At 43.2% G+C, this 21,880-nt stretch carries 16 protein-coding genes and 2 pseudogenes; 16 read left to right on the top strand and 2 right to left on the bottom strand.

Annotated features, from left to right (window positions below; translation table 11 throughout):
• Positions 1-141: 141 nt before the first annotated feature.
• On the bottom strand, positions 142-1,605 hold the full coding sequence (locus Q0796_RS03680; RefSeq protein WP_298440397.1) for a peptide MFS transporter: 1,464 nt from the start codon (positions 1,603-1,605) through the stop codon (positions 142-144).
• 783 nt (positions 1,606-2,388) lie between these two features.
• On the opposite strand from Q0796_RS03680, the gene Q0796_RS03675 reads away from it, so the two are divergent.
• The 15 genes from Q0796_RS03675 to Q0796_RS03605 all read left to right on the top strand — a co-directional run bounded on the left by Q0796_RS03675 (position 2,389) and on the right by Q0796_RS03605 (position 20,820).
• Positions 2,389-5,112: an SLBB domain-containing protein gene (locus Q0796_RS03675; protein ID WP_298440396.1), complete on the top strand. Its 2,724-nt coding sequence runs from the start codon at positions 2,389-2,391 to the stop codon at positions 5,110-5,112.
• A 108-nt stretch (positions 5,113-5,220) separates the two neighbouring features.
• Entirely contained in the window at positions 5,221-6,162 is a 942-nt protein-coding gene (locus Q0796_RS03670; protein WP_298440395.1) for a Wzz/FepE/Etk N-terminal domain-containing protein, read from the top strand.
• 103 nt (positions 6,163-6,265) lie between these two features.
• Positions 6,266-7,345: a UDP-N-acetylglucosamine--undecaprenyl-phosphate N-acetylglucosaminephosphotransferase gene (gene wecA, locus Q0796_RS03665; protein WP_298440588.1), complete on the top strand. Its 1,080-nt coding sequence runs from the start codon at positions 6,266-6,268 to the stop codon at positions 7,343-7,345.
• A 312-nt stretch (positions 7,346-7,657) separates the two neighbouring features.
• Positions 7,658-8,779, top strand: coding sequence for a UDP-N-acetylglucosamine 2-epimerase (non-hydrolyzing) (wecB, locus tag Q0796_RS03660; RefSeq protein ID WP_298440394.1), 1,122 nt, complete (start codon positions 7,658-7,660; stop codon positions 8,777-8,779).
• Positions 8,780-8,801: 22 nt separating this feature from the next.
• Positions 8,802-10,049, top strand: a complete 1,248-nt coding sequence (wecC, locus tag Q0796_RS03655) for a UDP-N-acetyl-D-mannosamine dehydrogenase (RefSeq protein WP_298440393.1) — start codon at positions 8,802-8,804, stop codon at positions 10,047-10,049.
• The gene (rfbB, locus tag Q0796_RS03650; RefSeq protein ID WP_298440392.1) at positions 10,049-11,116 is read left to right on the top strand and encodes a dTDP-glucose 4,6-dehydratase; all 1,068 of its coding nucleotides are present in this window, start codon (positions 10,049-10,051) and stop codon (positions 11,114-11,116) included. Before wecC ends, rfbB begins: the two co-directional genes overlap by 1 nt.
• Before the next feature lie 2 nt (positions 11,117-11,118).
• Complete coding sequence (gene rfbA / locus Q0796_RS03645) at positions 11,119-11,982, top strand: glucose-1-phosphate thymidylyltransferase RfbA (protein ID WP_298440391.1); 864 nt, start codon at positions 11,119-11,121, stop codon at positions 11,980-11,982.
• Between the two features lie 8 nt (positions 11,983-11,990).
• Positions 11,991-12,938, top strand: a complete 948-nt coding sequence (locus Q0796_RS03640; protein ID WP_298440390.1) for a methionyl-tRNA formyltransferase — start codon at positions 11,991-11,993, stop codon at positions 12,936-12,938.
• Between the two features lie 10 nt (positions 12,939-12,948).
• Positions 12,949-14,079, top strand: a complete 1,131-nt coding sequence (rffA, locus tag Q0796_RS03635) for a dTDP-4-amino-4,6-dideoxygalactose transaminase (protein WP_298440389.1) — start codon at positions 12,949-12,951, stop codon at positions 14,077-14,079.
• 215 nt (positions 14,080-14,294) lie between these two features.
• On the top strand, positions 14,295-14,522 hold the full coding sequence (locus Q0796_RS03630; protein WP_298440388.1) for a hypothetical protein: 228 nt from the start codon (positions 14,295-14,297) through the stop codon (positions 14,520-14,522).
• A 317-nt stretch (positions 14,523-14,839) separates the two neighbouring features.
• Positions 14,840-16,225, top strand: coding sequence for a hypothetical protein (locus tag Q0796_RS03625; protein ID WP_298440387.1), 1,386 nt, complete (start codon positions 14,840-14,842; stop codon positions 16,223-16,225).
• Entirely contained in the window at positions 16,191-17,450 is a 1,260-nt protein-coding gene (locus Q0796_RS03620) for a glycosyltransferase (RefSeq protein WP_298440386.1), read from the top strand. Before Q0796_RS03625 ends, Q0796_RS03620 begins: the two co-directional genes overlap by 35 nt.
• Positions 17,451-18,108: 658 nt before the next feature.
• Positions 18,109-19,341 (top strand): hypothetical protein, encoded by a 1,233-nt coding sequence (locus Q0796_RS03615; protein ID WP_298440385.1) that lies wholly within the window; start codon positions 18,109-18,111, stop codon positions 19,339-19,341.
• On the top strand, positions 19,307-20,392 hold the full coding sequence (locus tag Q0796_RS03610; RefSeq protein ID WP_298440384.1) for a glycosyltransferase family 4 protein: 1,086 nt from the start codon (positions 19,307-19,309) through the stop codon (positions 20,390-20,392). The genes Q0796_RS03615 and Q0796_RS03610 overlap by 35 nt, the downstream gene beginning before the upstream one ends.
• Entirely contained in the window at positions 20,389-20,820 is a 432-nt protein-coding gene (locus tag Q0796_RS03605) for a serine acetyltransferase (RefSeq protein ID WP_298440383.1), read from the top strand. Before Q0796_RS03610 ends, Q0796_RS03605 begins: the two co-directional genes overlap by 4 nt.
• A gap of 207 nt (positions 20,821-21,027) precedes the next feature.
• Here Q0796_RS03605 and Q0796_RS03600 read toward each other — a convergent pair.
• A pseudogene (locus Q0796_RS03600) lies at positions 21,028-21,411 on the bottom strand (transposase); the annotation flags it as partial.
• A gap of 75 nt (positions 21,412-21,486) precedes the next feature.
• Between Q0796_RS03600 and Q0796_RS03595 the strand changes: the two are divergent.
• A pseudogene (locus tag Q0796_RS03595) lies at positions 21,487-21,880 on the top strand (transposase); the annotation flags it as partial.

The following is a 21,880-nucleotide window of genomic DNA, read 5'->3' as shown; positions in this document are numbered from 1 at the left end:
ATTCACAGGAACGCTATTGGCTAAACACCCTTAACTGGCGCATAAAAAATCACCCCCAAACCGATTAGGCTTGAGGGTGATTTAGCGCATCTGATTCTATCGCTCTATCAAGCGAGCGCTTTTAATAGTTTGCGAATAAACTTAGTGCTTCAAACCTTCGTGATCTGCCGTTACCGCGACTTCTTCTTCCAGTGCTTCGGAATCAGTTTTTTGGTGGCCGTCTTCGGCACCGTGCATCCAATCAACCAACTTGTCAGACAAGAAGTACAGGATAACACCAGATACCACTGCGGTGATGAAGATGCCAGAGAAGATAGACATGGCGTTCGCCAGCTGCTCTTCCGCGGTACCACTGTGACCGATGAAGGAACCAACGAAACCACCAACCTTGTTGGCAATAGCAACGAAACCGAACCAGGCACCCATCATCAAGGAAGCCATGCGCAGTGGTGCCAACTTAGTCACCATCGACAGCCCGATAGGGGATAAGCACAGCTCACCCATGGTATGGAAGAAGTAGGCGCCTACTAACCACAACATAGAAGACTTAGCAGAAGCGTCGCCGCCCATTTCAACCACAGCGCCCATCATAAAGATGAAGCCGATACCGAGCAGGATCAGGCCTAATGCGAACTTAACTGGGGAGTTAGGCTCGTTAGCGCCCATACGCACCCACAAAGAAGCGATAACGGGGGCGAAGACCACAATGAAGAAGGCGTTCAAAGACTGGAAGTAAGTGGTTGGGATCTCCCAGTCACCTAGCATACGATCAGTGAAGTTGTTGGTGAACAAGTTCATCAGACCACCGGCTTGTTCGAAGCCCGCCCAGAATACGATAGTAAACAAACCCAAAACCATGATCACTTTGATGCGATCACGCTCTACGGCTGTCAGTGGCTCTTTGCGTACTTCGGTTTGTTGTTCGCGATCAAGCTTGGCGGCAGGAACGGTACCAATGTTGCCCAACAGCTTTTGTGCAAACAGGAACTGAATAACCAAAGACAGGATCATACCGATACCGGCACAAACGAAACCAGCTTGGTAGCTGCCACCGTAAGCAGCAACAACGTTACCCACCACGATACCAGATAGGAATGCACCAACGTTGATGCCCATGTAGAAGATGGTGAAGGCACCGTCACGGCGGTGATCGCCTTCTTCATACAGATCGCCAACCATGGTGGAGATGTTTGGTTTGAATAGGCCGTTACCTAAAATCAGCACGCCCAAACCAAGATAGAATACGGTTGTTTCCATACCAGGGATCCACGCGTGTGGAGTACCTAATAAGAATTGACCGGCCGCCATTAAGAAACCACCAATGTAAATGGCTTTACGCTGACCTAAAAAGTTATCAGCGAGCCAACCACCGATTAGCGGAGTGATGTACACCAATCCAGTAAAGGTACCGTACAGCGACAGAGCATCGGCTTGGGACCAACCAAGGCCGTTACCACCTTGAGAAGAAACTTGATCTACGAGATACAGCACCAGGATGGCACGCATGGCGTAGTACGAGAAGCGTTCCCACAATTCAGTGGTGAACAGGAGAAACAGGCCTTTAGGGTGGCCAAGAAACTCTCCGCGATTGATGTTTGAGCTCATCTGCGAGATTACCTTGATTATTTATAATTTTAGCGAGTTGCAGCGTTAGGAGCGAGCAGCTCCAATGTTTTCCGTTGGTTCTTTTATAGTAAACACCCCGTCCATAGGGCGGATTAGCTTACCTTAGCGGTTCTGTAGACGAATTTGAAGTCGAAAGCCGATGTCTGTTGGCGCTCTAACATCGGCGATCCCGTTGGGAATAACCGCAAGTAAACGCACCGTTGCTTAACTGTGAATTGTTGGTGCCGTCAATGTTGTTGTAATGTGCAACAAAAACGTAAGATAGGCTATGAGCTTTAATCTTAAGCAGTAGCCGGTGCTCGAATTAGGGTTGGAGCCTTTGCATGGATGTTTGCCAAGCTGTAAGAGATTGGCCATTTATGTTGCGAGCCATTTGAGCATTTTTTTCAATCTGGGGCATTTTATATGAATTTATCGCGGCAGATTGCTAGAGTGCTTGCGCTCTAAAAACGCGCTGGTAGTATCGCGCCGTGGTTAACAAGCTAGTGCAATACGGGCTTGTTTCAACCGCAGCTTAAAGGCACGGTAAGTACGATTGCCGTCAAAAATATGTCGATAAATGCCAGTGCTTTGACTCAATCAAAGTACTGGCATTTATGCGTTTGTACAAACACCATTCGCTGTTGCTGTTTAGGAGCCAAACCTAAGGGCGATAGCGTATCTGCTTGGCAAACACCTCTAGTTTTGCCTTGTAATAAAAACAACACTTTACGTGTAAGTGCCCACTTACCAAACCTGAACAAGCTGGATCTCATCAAACCCATGAAACACAAACACTCTAATTGGCTATTGCCGTTGGTTGCGCTGTTGTCACTGTTCGTTTTTGTGCCAACCTCGCAAGCGGTATCGGTATCACCGCAAATGGTCGAACAGTTCAAACGTTTGCCTGCATCGGAACAGCAGCGCTTAGCTAAGCAATATGGGATAGATCCAGCCATGTTAGGGGGGGCTGCTGGGGGCAACTCCAGTTACCAAGAGGTGGGCTCCGCAGTGGTTCAGCCACGCAGTCAAAAGTCCATCTCAAAATCAGAAATCGCATCTGTTGCGCCTAAAGCCAACAAACTGAAGCCTTATGGTTACGAGCTGTTTGCTGGTCAACCGTCCACATTTGCGCCCGCGACAGACATTCCAGTGCCTAGTGACTATGTGCTTGGCCCGGGCGATGAATTAACACTGCAGTTATATGGCAAAGAAAACGCCACCCACAATTTAACCGTTGGCCGCGATGGCAGTGTGATGATGCCGGAACTGGCGCCGATCCATATCGCTGGACTGTCGTTTGGTGAGGCTCGCAAAACAATCAATGGCGTGATTTCGGAGCAGATGGTTAACGTAAACAGCAACGTGACCATGGGGCAGCTGCGTTCTATCCGCATTTTTATTGCAGGTGAAGCGTATCAGCCGGGTTCTTATACCGTAAGCGCGCTGTCTACGGTTTCTCATGCCATTACTTTGGCAGGCGGGCTGAGTGAAATTGGTTCACTGCGTAACATCCAAGTTAAACGTAACGGTAAAGTGGTTGGCCACTTTGATGCTTATGATCTGCTGCTGCGTGGCGATGCCAGCGGTGATGTGCGTTTGCAAAGTGGCGATGTGGTGTTTATTCCGCCACTGCAAGCAACGGTGTCTGTAGATGGCGATGTCCGTCGTCCGGCGATCTATGAATTGGTAGATTCGGTGACCATGGCTGATGCACTGGCGATGGCCGGTGGTGCACTTGCTGGTGCTTATCCCGCAGCTTCTATTGTTGAACGCTACAACGGCAAGCATCAACGGTCGATCGTGAATGTGGACTTAACCACTGCTGCCGGTAAACGCATGGCAGTGGCTAACGGTGACAGCCTGATTGTCCGTAGCACCAGTAGTGACGTAGACGGCGCCATCACCTTAGTTGGTGCGGTTGCCCGTCCTGGTCACTATCAATGGCAAATGGGCATGACCATTAGTGATATTTTACGCTCGCCCTCGGCCGATTTAACCTGGAACACTGACTTCAGCTACGCCTTGGTGGTGCGTAAGCAAAACATTCGTGGTGACATTGCCGTATTGGGCTTCGATCTGGAAGACGCCTTAATTGCACCTAAGGGTGACGACGATCTGTTGCTTAAACCATCGGACAGCATTGTGGTGTTTGCAGAGCGTGATGAGGCTTTAGATCGCCGCGCACTGGGTAAACTGATGTCGGCATTGTCTAAAAAACAGCACTTGCAGAATGCGAAACTTACTAATAGTCAAGATGAAGACGTTATTTCGCAAGGGCTTGATAGCAAGCTGAAGTTTCGTTCAGAAATTGCCGGCGTTGCGGTAGTTGAGGATCGCGTCGAACAGCACGAAGACGGAATTAACGCAGAGCTAAAATCGTTGGCGCTGTTGCAGCTGTTTCAGCACGATGAATTGATCGCCATTTCTAACACTCTAACTCGTGATGAGTTACTGCAACCGGTACTGGCTAAACTTAAGTCGCAAGCTCGCCTTAATAAGGACTTAAAAATTGTTGCCGTTGACGGCGAAGTGATGCATCCCGGCGATTATCCGCTGCTGCAAGGCGCCACGGTAAAGGATTTAATCGCGATTGCCGGTGGATTAAAAGAGAGTGCCTTTGAAGCAAATGCCGAGATCACTCGCAGCCAACAAGCACTAGGCAGTGCTAAGACCGTATTCCATTTGAACCTTAGTCTGACCGAGGAGCTAAACGGTTCTCGTGCCACCGCGCTAAAAAGCCGCGATCGCCTTAACGTGCTAACAAAGCCAGAATGGACTGAAGTGGTGATGGTTGAGCTACGTGGCGAAGTTCGCTTCCCTGGTAAATATGCGATTAAAAAAGGAAATACTCTGGCGGATGTGATTGTGCGTGCCGGCGGTTTTACCGAGTACGCCTACACCTACGGTGGCGTTTTTACTCGTGAATCGGTACGCAAGCAGGAGCAATTAGAAATTCAGCGAGTGGTCACCAACCTGCGCAAAGAGATGGCTAACCGAACGCTCAGTGAGCAGGGTAATTTTGCCAGCGTTCAAGATACTCAGGTGATGCTAAGCCAATTAGAGCAAGTTAAGGCCACTGGCCGTATGGTGGTGAACTTTGACCAAGTATTGGATAACAACCCTAAGCACAATTTGATTGCTGAAAACGGCGATCTGGTTTACATCCCACCAGTACGACAGACCATCGCTGTAATGGGCGAAGTACAGCATCCAAGCTCACATCGTTACGATGATGCGTTATCGATAAGTGATTACATGAAGTTAGCTGGTGGTAGTTCAACCCGAGCTGATACTGACCGCTTGTACGTAGTTCGCGCAGATGGTTCGGTCATGCTACCAAAAAGCAACTTCTGGTTTACTAGTAATAATCAACAGCTGAAGCCAGGCGACACCATCATCATGCCGCTTAAGAGCAACTACAAAGACGGCCTCACTCTATGGAGTCAAGTGACTGGTATTATTTACAATACTGCGGTTGCCGTCGCTGCTATCTCTGGCCTCTAAGTTAGACTTCAGCCCAACAAGCGTATTGATGTAATGCGCTTGTCTTCTCGAATTAATGCGATTTAGGAAAAGAGAGAGGGAGTAATTCCTCTCTCAAATTGACGACTTATGAATCAAACAAAACAATTGGCGGCTGATGTGAATTTCGCCGCTGACGACGAGATCGATCTACGTGAACTGTTTGCCACAATCTGGGCGGGAAAATGGTTGATCACTGCGATTACTTCTGTTTTCGCCATTGGTGCCGTTTGCTTGGCGCTGTATCTGCCTAATATCTATAAGTCAGAAGCATTGCTGGCACCTGCGAGCCAAGAACAAGGCGGCTTGGGTGGTTTGGCTGGGCAATTCGGTGGATTAGCGTCACTTGCTGGCATCAGCTTAGGCGGTGGTGGCGCTGTAGATAACACCACTCTTGCGATGGAAGTGGTGCAGTCACGCACTTTTCTCAGCAACTTTATTGAACAACATCAATTGCAAGTAGCATTAATGGCGGCAAAGGGTTGGGATGAGTCCACGGATCAACTCCTTATTGATGAAGAAGTTTATAACGGTTCCTCTAAACAATGGCTGCGTGAGCCTGAAGGCCGCCGCGGCGTTGAGCCAACAGAGCAAGAGTTAGTTGAGGCGATGTTGGAACTGATCACAGTGAGCCAAGCAAAAGATTCAGGGCTTGTTTCTATTTCGGTTGAGCACTTTTCCCCATTCGTTGCCAAACAATGGGTTGATTGGTTAGTGCAAGACATTAACTTCGAGATGAAAACACGGGATCTAAAAGAAGCCAATAAAAGCATTACCTATCTTGAATCAAAACTGGCGACGACTAAGATCGCCGAATTGCAAAACGTGCTGTATCAACTGATTGAAGAACAAAGCAAGACCGTAATGTTTGCTGAGGTCCGCGATGAATACATTTTTAAAACAGTAGATGCTGCAGTAGTGCCAGAGCTGAAGGCAAAGCCAAAGCGTGCTCTTATCTGTGTGTTGGGCACATTATTGGGCGGTATGCTGGGTGTATTTGTCGTGTTAATTCGTGCTTTTGTTCGCAAGTAAACGCGTTCTTTTAGGTGAACTTCATCCTGCGAGTGAACTATGCTCAACTGCTCAATAAGAAACCGTTATGTTAATTGAATCTATTGTTGAGGGAACCATGAACATGGAACTGTTTGCTGCCCTTATCTGGGCATTTGTCGCCAGTTATGCGGCTGTGCGAATTGCTAAGCCGGTGGCATATCGTTTTGGTTTGGTTGACAAACCAAACGAGCGAAAACACCATACCGGCGCGGTGCCGTTGATTGGAGGCATCGCCATTTTCATCGGGGTGATGAGCGCTATTATGATGTTCTTGCCTCACAATCAGATTTTGAACTTATACCTGCTCTCGGCCGCAATAATTTTGATGCTGGGTGTTCTAGACGATAAGCATGATTTGAAAGTCTCGCACCGATTGGCCGTACAAGCTTTGTCGGCGGGCATCATGATTTTTGGTGCTGAACTGTACCTAGAGAGCCTTGGTTTTCTTCTTGGCTTTTTTGAGTTTAAGCTTAGTTATGTTGGGATCTTGATAACCGTAGTTGCGGTAATCGGTGCTATCAACGCCTTTAATATGGTTGATGGAATTGATGGCTTAGCGGGTATGCTCAGTATCGCAACATTCATCGGCTTAGCTATTTTGTTCTTTGTTGCTGGTAATGATGCGTGGGTGCTCCCAGTACTTTTCATAGCAGCAATTAGTGCCTATCTAACTTTCAACCTCGGCTGGCCGAATAGAAAAGCAAAAAAGATCTTTATGGGCGACGCCGGTTCTATGTTGATCGGCTTAACCGTAGTCTGGCTTTTGGTTTTTGGTAGCCAAGGTGATACTCCTGCCTTCAAACCTGTAACTGCTTTATGGGTAATCGCACTCCCTTTAATGGATATGGCAGCCATCATGTCCCGCCGTATCCGCAAAGGCCAAAGCCCATTTAAGCCTGATCGCGATCACCTGCATCATATATGCATGCGCGCAGGATTAAGCCCGAGACAATCGCTGAGTCTGATCACCGCTATTGCAGGATTTCTCATCGGCTTAGGTATTTTGGCTGAAACCGCAGAAGCACCGGAATGGTTAATGTTTATTGGCTTCATCATGATGTTTGCTGTGTACAACTACGCGATTCAACATATCTGGAAATTGGTTAAGTGGATTCGTGAATTACGTGGCAAACCAAGCTCTATCGAAGTAGAGCCAAAATAGAACCTATTAGGACCTCATTAAGGAAATAAGCCATAGAGAGGTTTCGCGGTGCTTTGGGGCAGGTGGACTGGCTCAAAATGAAGGAAAAGCGTCTCTGGCTGGGTCGAAAGTCTGAGATGAGAAGTTGAGAAAATTCAACTTTTGAAGTGAGGTCGTCCGACTATAGTCCCTATTTTAGGACATCAATTGATGCCCAAAACTAACGTGCCTTAACAGTACTGGAAACCAGTTGCTCACACATCTATTACCAAATCCTTAAGTTGCTCGTCCTTGGAAAGAGACGCAACTCTCTACCGAAGAGAATAATAATTGATGAAAGTATTAACCGTTTTTGGGACTCGACCTGAAGCAATTAAAATGGCGCCTCTCGTTCACGCCTTGGCGGTAGATGAGCGTTTTGAGGCAAAAGTTTGTGTGACTGCCCAGCACCGTGAAATGTTGGATCAGGTACTCGAACTGTTTGAGATTAAGCCTGATTATGATTTGAACATCATGAAGCCAGGTCAGGACCTGACCGATGTAACCTGCAATATCCTGCAGGGTCTTAAGCCGGTATTGGCCGAGTTCAAGCCTGACTACGTGTTGGTGCACGGTGACACCGCTACTACACTGTCTACGACGCTAGCGGCGTACTACCAGCAAATCAAAGTCGGGCATGTTGAAGCCGGCTTGCGCACCGGTAACATCTATTCTCCTTGGCCTGAGGAAGGCAACCGTAAAGTTACAGGTAGCTTGGCAAATATCCACTTTGCTCCAACCGCAACGTCTGAACAAAACCTCATTCGAGAAAACATTGGCCAAGAGAAAATTGTCGTTACTGGCAACACCGTAATTGATGCGTTGCTGTCAGTGAAGGATAAACTGGAAAACGATAGTACTCTGGTTTCCGAGATGGCTGAACGGTTCCCGATGCTTCAAGGAAACCGAAAAATGGTTCTGATCACAGGACATCGTCGTGAAAGCTTCGGCGGCGGGTTTGAGCGGATCTGTGAGGCCATTGCGCATATGGCTGAACAGTACCAGGACGTGGACTTTGTTTACCCTGTACACTTGAACCCCAATGTAAGGGAACCGGTAAATCGTCTGCTAAGTGCTCGCGAAAATGTCCATCTTATTGAGCCTCAGGACTACCTACCATTCGTCTACTTGATGAACCGTGCCCATACCATTTTGACTGATTCAGGTGGGATCCAGGAAGAGGCCCCTTCCTTGGGCAAGCCAGTGTTAGTAATGCGCGATACCACCGAACGACCTGAAGCTGTAGAAGCTGGAACGGTGAAACTGGTGGGAACTGATGTAGATAAGATTATCACTGGTTTGGCGAAGTTGCTGGACGATGAGTCTGAATACCAAATAATGAGTTTTGCGCATAACCCCTACGGAGACGGCAATGCCTGTCAACGTATTCTCGAAGCACTGATTGAAACCAATTAATATTTTAAGGACTTTTTGTAGTATGTCTTTTGAAACTGTATCTGTGATTGGGCTGGGTTATATTGGCCTACCTACTGCTGCCATGTTTGCCAGTCGGAAAAAGAAAGTGATCGGTGTTGATATCAGTCAGCACGCCGTTGACACCATCAACCGTGGTGAGATCCATATCGTTGAACCGGATTTAGATATGATCGTCCATGCGGCTGTGACTGAAGGTTATCTAAAAGCGACAATTACACCGGAGCCGGCCGATGCGTTCTTGATTGCAGTACCGACACCTTTCAAGGGTGATCATGAACCGGACTTGAGTTACATCGAATCTGCCGCTAAAGCGGTTGCACCTGTGCTTAAAAAAGGCGATCTCGTTATCCTTGAGTCCACCTCCCCAGTCGGTGCCACTGAACAAATGGCCGAGTGGATGGCGGAGGCGCGTCCTGATCTGACTTTCCCTCAGCAAGCCGGTGAACAAGCAGACGTTAACGTAGCTCACTGTCCTGAACGTGTTCTGCCTGGTCATGTGGTGCGTGAACTGGTTGAAAATGATCGCGTTATTGGTGGTATCACCAAGCGTTGTTCGGAGCTCTCCGTTGAACTTTACCAGACTTTCGTTAAGGGCGAGTGCGTCATTACAAATGCTCGTACTGCAGAAATGGCAAAATTGACTGAAAATAGCTCTCGAGATGTTCAAATTGCCTTTGCCAACGAGTTATCTATTATATGCGATAAACTCGACATCAACGTCTGGGAGTTGATTGAGTTGGCAAACCGTCACCCACGTGTAAACATCCTTCAACCCGGACCCGGTGTCGGTGGTCATTGTATCGCTGTTGACCCGTGGTTTATCGTTTCTAAGACCCCGAATGAGGCTAAGCTTATCCATACGGCTAGACTGGTAAATGATGGCAAACCTGAGTGGGTCATTGATAAGGTAAAGCTTGCGATAAGCGACTTTCTCCAAGCAAACCCTAATAAGACGGCAAAAGATATTACCGTTGCTTGCTATGGATTAGCTTTTAAACCAGATATTGATGACTTAAGAGAAAGCCCAGCTCTAGACATCGCTAATAAAATATGTGACCTGCATAGTGGAAGGGTAGTTGCAGTTGAACCAAACATCGAACAGAATGTGACCGACTTTGAATTTGAGCTGGTAGCTTTTCAACAAGCTGCGGCTGAAGCTGATATCCAAGTTATGCTGGTAGACCACAAAGTATTTAAGGCTATAAAGCCAATTTCAGGTATTATCATCGATACTAAAGGTATTTGGTAATGAAAATCCTAGTCACGGGTGGTGCTGGTTTTATAGGGTCTGCCGTCATTCGCAACATTATTCAAAACACCAATAACACGGTAGTCAATGTAGACAAATTGACATACGCGGGCAACTTGGATTCGCTGCTCGGAGTATCAAGTTGCGAGCGTTATGCTTTTGAACAGGTTGATATCTGTGATGCGTCTGCCTTACAACGCGTATTTCAAGAGCATCAGCCCGATGCAGTGATGCATCTGGCAGCGGAAAGCCACGTAGACCGATCCATTGATGGCCCTTCCGCTTTTATCGAAACCAATATCATTGGCACCTATGTACTGCTGGAAGCCGCTAGAGGCTATTGGCAGGACTTGGTAGGCGAAGCCAAGACTCGCTTTCGCTTCCACCATATCTCTACCGACGAAGTCTACGGTGACTTGGAGGGTACGGATGACTTGTTTATGGAAACCACGCCCTATGCTCCGAGCAGCCCTTACTCGGCCTCCAAAGCTTCTAGCGACCACTTAGTTCGGGCATGGCAACGTACGTACGGTTTGCCGGTGATCGTCACCAACTGTTCCAACAACTATGGGCCGTATCATTTTCCGGAAAAGCTGATCCCCCACATGATCCTGAATGCCCTAGATGGTAAGGCCTTGCCTGTTTACGGCGATGGCCAGCAGATCAGAGATTGGCTATATGTGGAAGATCACGCTCGCGCGCTGTACACGGTGTTGATTCAGGGTGAAGTGGGGGAGACCTACAACATTGGCGGCCACAACGAGAAAGCCAACCTGGACGTTGTGCATACTATCTGTGACATTTTGGAAGACTTTGCGCCCAATAAGCCTAAAGGTATTGATAGTTACCGAGATCTGATCACCTTCGTAAAAGACCGTCCAGGTCACGATAAGCGCTACGCCATTGACGCGAACAAGATAGCTGTAGAACTAGGGTGGACACCGGAAGAGTCTTTCGAATCTGGCATCCGAAAAACCATCATCTGGTACTTGGAAAATAGACAGTGGTGGCAGAAGGTGCTGGACGGCAGTTACCAGTTGGAAAGAATTGGCGTAGAGAGTAAGTAATAATGAAAGGCATTATCCTCGCCGGTGGTTCCGGTACCCGTTTGTATCCCATCACTCGTGGCCAGTCTAAGCAACTGTTGCCGGTGTACGATAAACCCATGATCTACTACCCCTTGTCTGTATTAATGTTGGCGGGGATACGGGAAATACTGATCATCACCACTCCAGAAGATCAGGACGGCTTCAAACGTTTGTTGGGTGATGGTAGCGAATTCGGCATTAATCTTGAGTATGCAGTACAACCTTCTCCCGATGGTTTGGCTCAAGCCTTCATTATTGGTGAAGACTTCATTGGTGATGACAGTGTTTGCTTGATTTTGGGCGACAATATCTTCTGGGGTCAGGGATTCTCTCCCCGATTGTTGCAAGCGGCTGCGCGTAAGGAAGGAGCGACGGTCTTCGGTTACAAGGTGAGAGATCCCGAGCGCTTTGGCGTGGTGGAATTTGACGAAAATCAGAAGGCGATATCCATTGAAGAAAAGCCCGCAGAGCCTAAATCACACTTCGCCGTAACCGGTCTGTATTTTTATGACAACAGTGTAGTGCGCCTAGCGAAGGAGGTACAACCATCCGACCGTGGTGAGTTGGAAATCACGACCCTTAACCAGATGTATCTGGAACAAGGTAATCTCCACGTAGAACTGTTGGGGCGTGGCTTCGCCTGGTTGGACACTGGGACCCACGATAGCCTTTTAGAAGCGGCTAATTTTGTGGAAACCATTGAAAAACGGCAAGGGTTCAAAATAGCTTGCTTGGAAGAGATAGCTTATTCAAAAGGGTGGTTATCTACCGAAAGGTTGCGCGTTCTAGGCCAAAAATATGCAAAAGGCGGTTATGGCGCATATTTACTGGGGTTAATTAATTGAATATTGTAATGCTAGTTGCCGCGGATCGCGGTGTAAGATGTCTTGAAAGAATGCTGGAGATAAAAGGCACTGATGATCAGCTTACGGTATTCACATTTAAGGAAACTCCGTGGGAACCAAAATTTGTTGATAAAATATTAAATTTATCTAAATTGAATGACTTTCAGGCTTTTGTGACCTCTAAAGTAGATAATGAAGATTATCAGAAAATATGGGAGCAGAAACCTGATTTGATTTTAGTTATTGGTTGGCGTTATTTAATTCCCAAGCGCATTTATGATGCTGCAAAGATAGGCTGTTTTGTATTTCATGACTCACTTTTACCAGAATACAGAGGATTCAGTCCTACAGTTTGGTCAATAAGAAATGGGGAAAAATATACTGGCGCAACCTTGTTTAAAATTGTAGAAGCAATGGATGAAGGCCCAATCTTGCTACAGAGAAAGGTTACCATCAATGATGATGAGTATATTGGTGAGGTTGTGGAAAAAGTTACTAATGCCTATTTAGATATCTTGCAACGTGCTTATATAAAGCTAAAAAGTGGAGACATTAACTTAAACGAACAGGATAACTGCACAGCAACCTACACATGCAAAGTAAAGCCCGAAGACTTTGAGATAGATTGGTCAAAATCAGCTCATGATATTAAGAATTTGATCAGATCATACTCTCATCCATATCCAGGTGCTCATACTTACTTAGGAGAACAAAAGCTTACATTGTTCAATATTGAAATAGATACATCAAATAATTATGTTGGTCTAATTCCAGGCAGGATAGTCAAAATTGAAAAAAGAGGCGTCTTTGTTGCTGCGTCAAATGCACTAATATTAATTAAAGACGTATATGTTAATGGACAAAAACACCTAGCTAAAGATGTTCTAAAAAGTATCAATTTGACCTTAGGCAAAAAAACACATTGCCACTGCGATAACAAACCTGAGTATAGTTAAGAGTAAGCTTATGATCCACTTTAACAAATCGCCGGTGACTGGTAATGAATTGTCTTACATGACCGATGTGATAAATAGTAAAAATATGATCGGTGATGGCTATTATACTAAGTGGTGCGAAGCATGGTTCGAAAAGCATCTAAATACCCACAAAGCCTTATTAACACCATCGTGTACAGCTGCTTTAGAAATGGCGGCACTTTTAGCTGACCTGCAACCTGGTGATGAGGTTATTGTCCCGAGTTATACTTTTGTCACTTCAGCTAGTGCGTTTGCTTTGCATGGGGCGAAGCTAGTATTTGTGGACATAGATCCTGCGACAATGAATATGGATGTCTCATGTGTCGAAAATGCGATAACTGAGCGAACAAAGGTGATTGTGCCAGTTCATTATGCTGGTGTTGCGTGTGATATGGATCGTCTGATGATACTATCTAAAAAGTATAATCTATTGGTGGTTGAAGATGCGGCACAAGGAGTGATGTCGACATACAAAGGTAAAGCTCTAGGGACAATTGGCCACCTTGGTTGCTTTAGCTTTCATGGAACGAAAAACTATACTTCAGGCGGAGAAGGTGGTGCACTGCTTATTAATGACGTAAAACTCATTGACCGTGCAGAGGTGATTCGTGAGAAGGGGACTAATAGAAGTCAATTTTTCCGTGGGCAAGTTGACAAATACACATGGCGTGATATTGGTTCTAGTTTTCTGATGTCTGAATTGCAAGCAGCGTACTTAAAAGCTCAACTAGAAAATGCAGGAAAGATTAACACTAAGCGCTTGGCTCTTTGGCAGCGCTATGCCGAAAATCTTACTGGCTTAGAGCAGAAAGGTCTTATTGAACTGCCTGTTATACCTTCTAGTTGCGAACATAATGCGCATATGTTTTTCGTTAAGGTTCAAGGTGTCGAGGAACGTGGAGAATTAATTGGGTACCTTAAGAGAGAAAAGATAACAGCAGTCTTTCATTATATACCGCTTCATTCTAGTCCGGCAGGTATTGAGCATGGTTGTTTTAACGGTGAAGATAAATATACAACAGCGGAATCAGAAAGGCTTTTACGATTACCGTTGTATTACGATTTGACAATAGAGGAAGTGGATCAAGTATGCTCTTCTATATGGAAGTTCTATAGTTAACTTGTAGTTACAAGTTATTCTTTATCTTCTTTCCGCGATAATCTAATTTTGCCACAGTACGATGTTTAATGAACATGCTTTAAATATATACTTGTAATAATTCTGATTAGGTCGGTGTGATGCTATGAGAAATAGCGTAAACGTTTTATTTTCAATTTAAGAGTGTGATTGATCCACAGGTCTGTCTGTTATCTTTAGTTATAATTTTGATGTCCATGGCCATGGACATCGAGACCATAAAGCAGGATTTCTTCATCATTCAGGATGAATGCCAGAGCGTAAACATTGATTATCCCCAATTTGGTATCCTCTTTGATGCGGTTTGCTTAGGTATTGCTGGTGCCCGTGATTGGATGTACATCCGTGAGTATATTCTTGGTCATCATGAGAGGTTTCTCAATCAAGAACTGTTTGAGATGCGCGGGTTTCGGTGGGCTTTGTGATGTATGGTGATTGATTAGAACGCACCAACGAGGCTGAGTTTTTTCGCGAGGACCGAGTGTTCAATGTCTCGGAATAGTTATTTAGCCGAGGTTGCATCACTGATTCAACTAATGAGCCTTCATGCTGGCGCATTTGGTTGATATGTATTAATGATAATTTTTTCATTCTGTGGATTTGCTAACATCCCTAATAACGTTTCTTGAAAGTGTAGATTTAATTATTGTTCATAACTCCGTATTGAAGAGCTAAGTGTACTTCATCGTGAGCTTTCCCTTGGCTGTTTTTTCAATCTCTTTGTAGTGGCTATGAGATTAGAATGTCGGTATTCATGGTGGTTTTAGAGAGTTATTCAACAAAACCTCCTATGCTGAAACAGAAAAATCATCTAAATTTACCTCAAGTATTTTTGAGCACCAATCTTTCAAATATGAAAAAAATAAATAGCGAATTAGTTTATTCGGTAATACTAAATGTTTGTTTTATAATAACTGGGCTGATTACTAATAAAGTGGCATCGACTCACTTATCATTGAAAGAGTTTTCTGCTTATGGTCAAACAATTTTGTTCGTAACAATATTGACATCAGTATTCATTCCCGGTGTAAATAATGCAATTGTTAAATGTTACCCCAACTTAATTCGTGTGTCCAAATTATATATATTATATATAATAGTTATCTCCTTGTTAATATATGCTTTAAGCAAGGCTTTTAATATAGAAATAGGTATATATTTTTGGGAGAACTATAGCTCAGAGTTGTTCTGGTGCGCTCCACTTATTGCTTTAGCATATCTAGTTTCCCAAGTTATTTTATCAAATGCAATAGCTAGCAATAGGAAACGGGAGTATTTCCAATTATCTCTTGTTCAAACTGTTCTGGGTGCATTTCTTATTTTATTCGCAGTGGTTATTGGACGCATAGAATTTATATTTGCAGCCATTATCTTACGTCCAGCTCTTGTTGCACTAATTTCAATTTTTCTTTGGATAAGAAAAATTGCAAGAAGAGGAGAGTATAATATCAAGTTTATACTTAGTACATGGCTCGAGGGAGCGGGTGGAACTGAAGGTACAAATCTCACAGCGTTGTCATTTTTATTTTATGGGCTCATTTCTCTTGCAAGTACCCATTTGGGTGTGATGCTACTAAGAGATGTAATGGTGAGTGAGTTAGGTTACGAACAAGCTGGATTGATGTACACTGCGCAACGAGTGTTTGAAATAACAATTAGTTTTGCCACTTTATATTATTCAACCTTTTACTTTAAAAACATAGCGCATAGCAAAAATCCAGAAAAGGATGTTTTAAATACAATTTTAAAGGTTATAGTGTGTTTTCTGCCAATAATAATAGTGATTGTATCTTTTTCTGAGCAAATAATTTTGATGTTATTTAGTTCGAGGCAATTAGAGGCAAGCATATATTTTCCAATGTTTGGAATAAATGCTCTGCTGTTAGTCGTCTCGTACCCGATAGGCTTCTATTTGCTCTCACATTATTCAAAAGTGAAATTGGCAGCGATTGATATATTTGCATTTATTGGCTTGTGTGTTCTATTGAAAGTCCACAACCTTTCAGACGAGAATATTGTTTGGATTTTAGTGATGATTACATTTAGCAAGCTATTGGTTAATGTTGTTCTATTTGTTCCTAGGTACTTTTCAAATGAAAACTCATCTTCTGGTCTACAGCGATCTTAATATTGGTGGAATTCAAACACAACTTGTAAAAATCGCGGAGGGTCTATTTGAACTTGGAGATGAAGTAAAAGTATTACTGTGTACAAGGTCAGCGAATCCTCAACTGTTAAGCAGATTACAGAAGGTTGCTGACGTTTCATACTGGCCTGAGTTAATATATGGTCAAAATCAATCATCATACTCTGACCGAAAGTATCTATTATCTTTATTCCAAAGATGGGATAATGCTAAATTGAGTGAGTATTTATCTCGCGTGGATACCGTTCACGCATTTAGCGTGCTGGCTGGAATACATATGACTTTGCTTTATAGTCGGATAAAAATGAACTTTAAACCCGCATTTACAATTGGTGTTTATCATGCAAATGAAGTAAATGTGCTAAGCAAAGACAGTGTGTTTCAAAAAGGGCTTTTGCGTCTCATATCAAAATATAATTACGATAACTTCATTCTTACTTCTATTCGCGCCAAAGAAAATTTAGAGTCAACCTGTCATTTGAACGTTTGTAAGTCGCAGTTATTAGCGCTAGGTGTAAAGATTCCGCCAGCTATGAAGAGTAAGAGTAAATGTAAAACATTTCAGATCTTGTCTATTGGTAGGCTGGCAGCTTTTAAAACATACAATATAAATTTATTGACTGTTATACGAAACTTGCTTAACCGTGGATATAAAGTTGCTTACACTATCATTGGCAATGGACAATTAATGAGTGATATAAAGCAAAAAATAGAGGAACTAGATTTACAAGCACATGTAAATTTAATGGATGAGGTGGACTTTTCAGAAATTGATTCATATATTGATAATTGCGATTGCTTCGTAGGTAGCGGTACCGTATTATTGCAAGCTGCTGGTAGATCCTGTCCAAGTATTATCGGTATTGAAGGTCGTACAGATCATAAAACGTATGGTTTTCTTCATAATACATCATCGGTTTCGATTCATGAAGATAACTTGCCATATGAACTTATTGATTACGAGCGGATGATAATAAAGCTTATTGAATGCTCTGACTATGAATATAACATCATAAGGGAAAAAGAATTTAATAGAGCTAATGAGTTTTCGCATAAAGAATTCATGCTAAAGTTTCAAAAACTTGTAAGTACTGCAAGTGAAGTGAAAACATTTAGTACTATAGAGCGACTGAGTTTATTTGCTACATTGGCTTATTCGATATTTATAAAACTTATATTAGGTGGCTCTATCCGTAAACATTATTAACATAGAATGCTTAATAGACTTTAGTTATCTCTCTCGAACATATCGAATCAGGACTGGTAATTATAGTTATTTAATCTAAAAGTTTTGACCGGAAGCACTAGGATCCTGTCTAGCAATATAAATAAGCGTTCCGAAATGTAGATCACTCGGCTCTTGCAGGAAGAAGGGAACTTGATTTCGTTGGTGCGATTTGAACAATCGCAATGCATAACAAAGTCCTCAAAGAAACGGAGTTTCCTGATACTAATACCTACCGACTGCGTAGAGCGACACCGCATTAAGAAAAAGTTGCACTAGACCAAAAACAAAGAATATTACGTGAGGCCATGGAATACTCAAAGTTGAGTATAATTAGGAGCCGCTATTTAGCTCAGATGGTTGTTTAACTGTGTTGGCATGGTAGATTATAAATTTCAATACATCAAGGTATCGAGGTGTTGAAGAGATAGCCGGCGCTGATAATTAATTCCGCCAATTTCATTTTAGATGGGTGGATAGTAAATCAGTTGTAGAAAACTTAGCTCTTTACCAGGCTCACACAGTAGCGCACTTTATTTACTATATATATTCATTTGCATTTATGGCCTTTGTTTGAGTCCGTTTCGAAGTTTTTGTTAGTATTTTTGCGTTTGGCTTTTTTCATGATTAAAGGTATCTGGTGAAAAATTTAAATATTTATTCAGACGCAGCAATTCGAAAGCTATTAATCCTGTTTCTTGTTTCTTTAGCTGTAGTCCCGCCTATGGGAAGTGTACGTATGGATTTTGCACTTTCTGTATTGGTAATGGGTGGGATTCTATTGATTAAATCTACAGTAAGGATCCAAAAGCTAATTATAGCAGGAATTTTATTTTTTATCGTGCTGCCAATTACAAGCACTATATACACCGCTGCTCTGCAAGGGGTGGATATTAATTCGGTTGGCATGGTGTCTTTGTTTGGTAATGTTAGGTTGCTGGCTGTTTTTGGCTTTGCCTTATTAATTGGCAAGGATAAGCCATATTTATATGACGATCTAATGAGATACGTTTTATTATATTGTGTTTTGATTATCCTTGTTGGGTATGTTGAGTTTTTTATTCCTGAGTTAAGGGAGAATATATCATCATTGTACTCGACAAAATATACGGAAGAGCTGGCGAATGAGATTTTAATATTTTTTAGAATAAAGAGTAGTGTTAACCATCCGGCAAACTTCTCGTTAGTTTGTTTAATTGCATTGATAATCGTCTTTAACCTTAGATGCAGTAAAATGTTTGCTGTTGCAATAGCGATATTAGCGTTTGTAGCAGGAGTGCTTTCTGCCTCAAAAACATTTTTGTTTGGTATCGTTGTTCTAATTCTACAATTTGTGATTACTGGACGAGCGAAAGGGGTTTTGGGAGCAGTTATTGTTTGTGCAACAGTCTTTGGCTTTGTTATCCTCTTTGCTTCCGACTTTGATTTTAAAGTTATTCAATTGATTACAAATTTGATGGATAAAGGCGTAATGTCTTCGCTGCAGACTAGGTTCGGATCTGATGGGTTTCTTAATTCCAGTATTGATTTTTTGACTGGTAATAATGGAATCGGAGTAGGATTTAACTATGTGGAAAATGTCTTTCAAGGGGATAGCTTGTACTTGACTATATCGATGCAATCAAGTGTATATATTGCATTGATATTGACCGCGATTATGTTGGTGCATTATTTTATCCAAATACTTAATAAGAACACTCTACAATCTGACCTCTTAATAGTGCTGTTGGCTTGCGGTGTGGGTTATCCTTCCTTCTTTGGTACTAGAACCGGAGAGGTGGTAATGCTACTTTTGGGTTTTTTGATTAGCTACAGGGCTGCTAGATGCAGTATGACAAATGAAAAAAATGAAGAAAGTTATATTCGTAACTAATAATATAAGAGCTGGCGGTGCTGAGCGTGTATGTGTCAATCTTGCTAACGAATTATCGCAATTATATGACCTCACCATAGTAAGTGGTGAAAGTCAAATTCATGATTTCTATGAACTAAAGCCTGAGGTGGAGAGAAAGTCTTTGGCTTTTGACTATATGTCAAAGTCTATATTAGGGAAGGTTGTTGAACTCTATAATAGAATTGGTAGGTTATCTCGATTCATAAAGTCAGAGCGTCCAGATGTAGTAGTGTCCTTTGGCTTGGATATGAACGTTCTTTCGCGTTTGGCAACCCTTGTAAATAATAATGTTAAAGTGATTTGCTGCGAGCACAATAATCACAATGCTTTGGCTAATGGAATAAAAGTTAAAATAAGAAATTTTGTTTACCGAAAAGCTGACTTACTAACTGCACTAACTGAATATGATAAGCGCTATTACTTGTCTAAAAATGTAAATTGTATCGTTGTAAACAATCCAGTAGTGTCTTTGGGTGTTTCATGTAGCTTGCCAAGAAATAAATTTCTATTTGTAGGACGATTGGAAGAACAAAAAAACATTCCTGGTTTGCTGGATGTGATTGAAAAAATAATAGAAGTTGAGAAAGAGTCTAAGTTTTCTATTGTTGGTGATGGCAGTAAACGTCAATTCCTGTTAGAGCAAATAGAGCTTAGAGGGCTATCTAATAGTGTGAACTATTTGGGTAATCAAAAGGAGATCGGAAAGCTGTATGCTTCACATCGGTGTTTGATGTTGGTGTCCCACTACGAGGGGTTGCCAATGGTACTGATTGAAGCTCAAGATGCCGGTCTACCTCAGGTAAGTTATGATTGCCCTACAGGGCCGGCTGAGATCATTTCCGATGAGTCTACTGGCTATCTTATAGAACACTACGATATTGATGGCTTTGTAAAAAAGGTCATTAAGTTGAATAATGATGATAATCTTGCTAAGAAATATTCTAAAGAATCAAAGATTGCTGCCGAAGAATACTCAATAGATAGAGTGGTTAAGAAATGGGTCGAAATTATTGACGGTGTCACAGAATGAGTCGGATTATTCCATTAATACATGCTTTCGCTTACGCATTGTATCGAATTAAGGTGCCGGTTATACCTTATCTGATTCAATTGTTTATCTACTTGGCTTTTAATTGCCATGTACCTTATAAGTTAAGGATGGGAAAGAAAGTAAAGTTTGCTTATGGGGGGATTGGAGTTGTAATACATGAGCGAGCTGTGATTGGTGACCGTGTTATTATCGGTCAAGGTGTAACTATAGGTGGTAGAGGTGGTGCTTCTTTGCCTGTGATTAGTGATGGTGTATTTTTGGGCGCAGGTAGTCGAATACTTGGAGGTGTCGCCATTGGTGAAAATACGATTGTTGCTCCCAACGCCGTTGTGATAAATGATGTGGCATCTGACTCGGTTGTCGGAGGTATCCCGGCCAGGTACTTGCGTAAAGACTCCAATTCTTGAAAATAATTAGCTAGACTAGACGCGAGTTGACACTTTTGCCAAACTAAAAACGGATGGTTACCAACATTGATTGAAAGCGCCATTGTTTACTACGCCATTGAACAGGATGAGCATTGCAAGTTCCTCGTTGTCAATAAATTCGTAAACGGAGTTTGGACGATTCAACTAGGGGCTTTTATGTAACCGTTCACCCGCTTGGGCTTGATTTTAATTTTCGAGCAAATTGAATACGTCGGGATAGGGTTGTTTCGCCACAACTGCCGTCGTGATTTGGCTCACGACGGTTAGCGGTGATAGGCCATGTTTTTTGCAGGTTTCAACTATCGATAGTAGTCTCGAACGAAACTTATCGCCTCGGTCTGAGCTGGTGCCATAGCAGATTTTTCTCATGATAACGCTGCCTCGTATGCACCGCTCTGCCTCGTTATTCGTTAACGGCACGTTCTGTTGCGACACAAATGCCCATAAGCTTCTTTCGTGTTTCAAAATGAATTTACAGCGCCCTGCATAACGAGTTGCAGGGACAGTTTGCCCTTTATGAAGCAAATCGATAAACGTTTGTCGTAGGCGATGCATTCGACGTTTCCAGATGGTGTAGTGGCACACTAAAACTGGCCACCTGATTAGAGGTGTTATCATGCGCCTCATGCACAAACAGGTGTGACAATGACCAAACGAACAAGAAGAACTTTTAGCGCCGATTTTAAGCTTGAAGCAGCCCAGTTAGTCGTAGACCAAAATTACTCAGTCATTGAAGCCGCGAAGGCAATGAATGTCAGCAAATCGGCAATGGATAAATGGGTTCGTCAGTTGAAGCAAGAGCGAGATGGCACATCTCCCAAGGCATCACCGCTGACTCCTGAGCAAATCGAGATCCGAGAGTTAAAGAAGAAAGTATCAAATCTCGAAGAGCACAATGAAATTCTAAAAAAGGCTACGGCTCTCTTGATGTCTGACTCACTGAACAGTTCTCGTTGATCGAGAAGCTCAGGAAGAGCTATAGCGAAGTCCGGTTGTGCGAAGTGTTCGGTATTCAGCGCAGCAGTTATAGATACTGGCG

The organism is uncultured Ferrimonas sp., assembly GCF_947489035.1.
Classification (GTDB): domain Bacteria; phylum Pseudomonadota; class Gammaproteobacteria; order Enterobacterales; family Shewanellaceae; genus Ferrimonas.
This window is presented reverse-complemented; position numbering and strand designations above follow the sequence as displayed.